The sequence below is a fragment of the Methylobacterium sp. J-070 genome (assembly GCF_022829385.1).
In the GTDB taxonomy this organism is placed as follows: domain Bacteria; phylum Pseudomonadota; class Alphaproteobacteria; order Rhizobiales; family Beijerinckiaceae; genus Methylobacterium.
In genome coordinates this window covers 1-2,239 of record NZ_JAKSXX010000256.1, presented here as the reverse complement: position 1 = coordinate 2,239, position 2,239 = coordinate 1, and the positions used below count along the sequence as shown (strand labels likewise).

Here is a 2,239-nt window from a genome sequence, read left to right as displayed (position 1 = left end):
TGACCTGACCGGCTGGCTTTGGACCGGGCTGATTGAGAGGATCAGCCAGGATCGAAGGAGTCGGACATGCGGCGAGGTCAGAAGACGAGCGCGGAGCAGGTGGTGCTGAAGCTGCGCCAGATCGTCGATCCGGCCACCGGCATCATGCGCGAGGCCGAGATCTTCGTGGCGGTGCTCGGCGCATCGAGCCTGACCTACGCCGAGGCGACCTGGACGCAGACGCTGCCCGACTGGATCGGCGCGCATGTCCACCTGTTCCGCTTCCTCGGCGGCGTCCCCCGCCTCGTCGTGCCCGACAACCTCAAGAGCGGGGTCCACAAGGCGTCGTTCTATGACCCCGAGCTCAACCGCTCCTACGGGATGATGGCCGAACATTACGGCGTCGGCGTCCTGCCGGCCCGGCCCCGCAAGCCGCGCGACAAGGCCAAGGTCGAGGCCGGTGTTCGCTTCGCCCAGAGCTACATCCTGGGACGGCTGCGGCGCCAGACGTTCTTCTCGCTGGCCGAGTGCAACGCCGCCATCGCCGCGATGGTGGAGCGCATCAACGCTCACCGCATGCGCCGGCTCGGCACCACGCGCCGCGCCCTGTTCGAGGCGATCGAGCGCGCGGCGCTGCGGCCGCTGCCGGAACAGGACTACACCTTCGCCGAGTGGCGGCTGGCCCGGGTCAACCTCGACTACCACGTCGAGGCGGGCGGCTTCCTGTACTCGGTGCCCCACGCCCTGATCCGCGAGCAGGTCGACGTCCGCCTCACGGCGCGCACCGTCGAGGTGTTCCATCGCGGTCAGCGCGTCGCCGCCCACGAACGCCGCCACACCGGACGGCGGCACGGCACCGATCCCGACCACATGCCCAGCGCCCATCGCCGCTACGCCGAGTGGAGCCCTGAGCGCTTCCGGCGCTGGGCGCGCGGCATCGGGCCGGAGACGGAGGGGCTGGTCATCGCCATCCTCCACGACCGGCCTCATCCCGAGCAGGGCTTCCGTACCTGTCTGGGCATCCTGCGCCTCTACCGCGGGCTCGACCCCGGCCGGGCGGAGGCCGCCTCGGCCCGAGCCGTGGCGCTCGGCGCGCTCACCTACAAGAGCATCGCCTCGATCCTGGCCAATGGCCTCAACCGCGCGGCCCCGCCGGCCGAGGCCGTCCCGGTGATGCTCCACCCCAACCTACGCGGCCCGCGCTACTTCCACTGACGGAGATGCCGATGCTCACCCATCCCACCCTCGATCTCCTGCACGAACTCGGCTTGAGCGGCATGGCCTCGGGCTTCAAGGTGCTGGACGCCAACCCGGAGGCCCGCGCCCTCGGCCACGCCGAGTGGCTCGGATTGCTCCTCGACCACGAGGCCACGGCTCGGCGGCAGAAGCGCTTCGAGGCCCGCGCCCGCGCCGCACGGCTGCGCCATCCCGCCAGTATCGAGGACGTCGATTACCGCAGCCATCGCGGATTGGACCGTGCCCTGTTCCTCAAGCTCGCCAGTGGCGACTGGATCCGGACCCGGCGCAACCTCGTGATCACCGGCCCCTGCGGCGTGGGCAAGAGTTGGCTGGCCTGCGCGCTCGGGCACAAGGCCTGCCGGGACGACCTCTCGGTCCTGTACTACCGGGTCCCGCGGCTGTTTGCGGCGCTCAGCCTCGCGCGTGGCGATGGCCGCTACGGCCGGCTGCTGCGCCAGATCGCCAAGGTGAACCTGCTGATCCTCGACGATTGGGGCCCCGAGCCGCTCCAGCCCGAACAGGCGCGCGATCTCCTCGAGATCGTCGAGGACCGCTACGACGCCGGCTCGACCCTGATCACCAGCCAGGTGCCGGTGGATCGCTGGTACGAGATCATCGGCATCCCCACGCTCGCCGATGCCGTCCTCGACCGGCTGCTGCACAACGCCCACCGCATCGAACTCGCCGGCGAGAGCCTGCGCAAACGCAAGGCGGCCGAGCCCGCCGCTTGACCTGTTGAACCGACCTCGTGATCTTCACCTCAGACCCGCGGGAGCGCCCCATCGCTGGCCGGCTTCAGATCGGACCGGTGGCCGGCTTCGCCTCGGAATGACGGCCGACTTCAAATCGGAATCCCCGGCCGGCTTCGTCGGAATACGCAGCGGATCGTGCGCCGGGCCGTGTTGAACGAGCGGAAGCCGCCCACTCTTGGCATCGCTCGTTTCACCCGGAAGTGGTCGCTTTCAATGCCTTGCTGCAGGTGTTTGGTCACGTAGTGGACCGGCGTGCGGGGTAGCAGACC

The 2,239-nt window shown here is 69.7% G+C and carries 2 protein-coding genes and 1 pseudogene; 2 read left to right on the top strand and 1 reads right to left on the bottom strand.

Annotation, left to right across the window (positions count from 1 at the left end; all coding sequences use genetic code 11):
* Positions 1-66 precede the first annotated feature (66 nt).
* Together istA and istB are read left to right on the top strand one after the other, a co-directional pair.
* Positions 67-1,194 (top strand): IS21 family transposase, encoded by a 1,128-nt coding sequence (gene istA, locus MKL01_RS30185; protein WP_243908870.1) that lies wholly within the window; start codon positions 67-69, stop codon positions 1,192-1,194.
* Positions 1,195-1,205: 11 nt separating this feature from the next.
* A complete protein-coding gene (istB, locus tag MKL01_RS30180; protein WP_243908869.1) occupies positions 1,206-1,949 on the top strand; it encodes an IS21-like element helper ATPase IstB in 744 nt (247 codons plus the stop codon).
* 149 nt (positions 1,950-2,098) lie between these two features.
* Here istB and MKL01_RS30175 read toward each other — a convergent pair.
* Positions 2,099-2,239 (bottom strand): annotated as a pseudogene (locus MKL01_RS30175) (DDE-type integrase/transposase/recombinase); the annotation flags it as partial.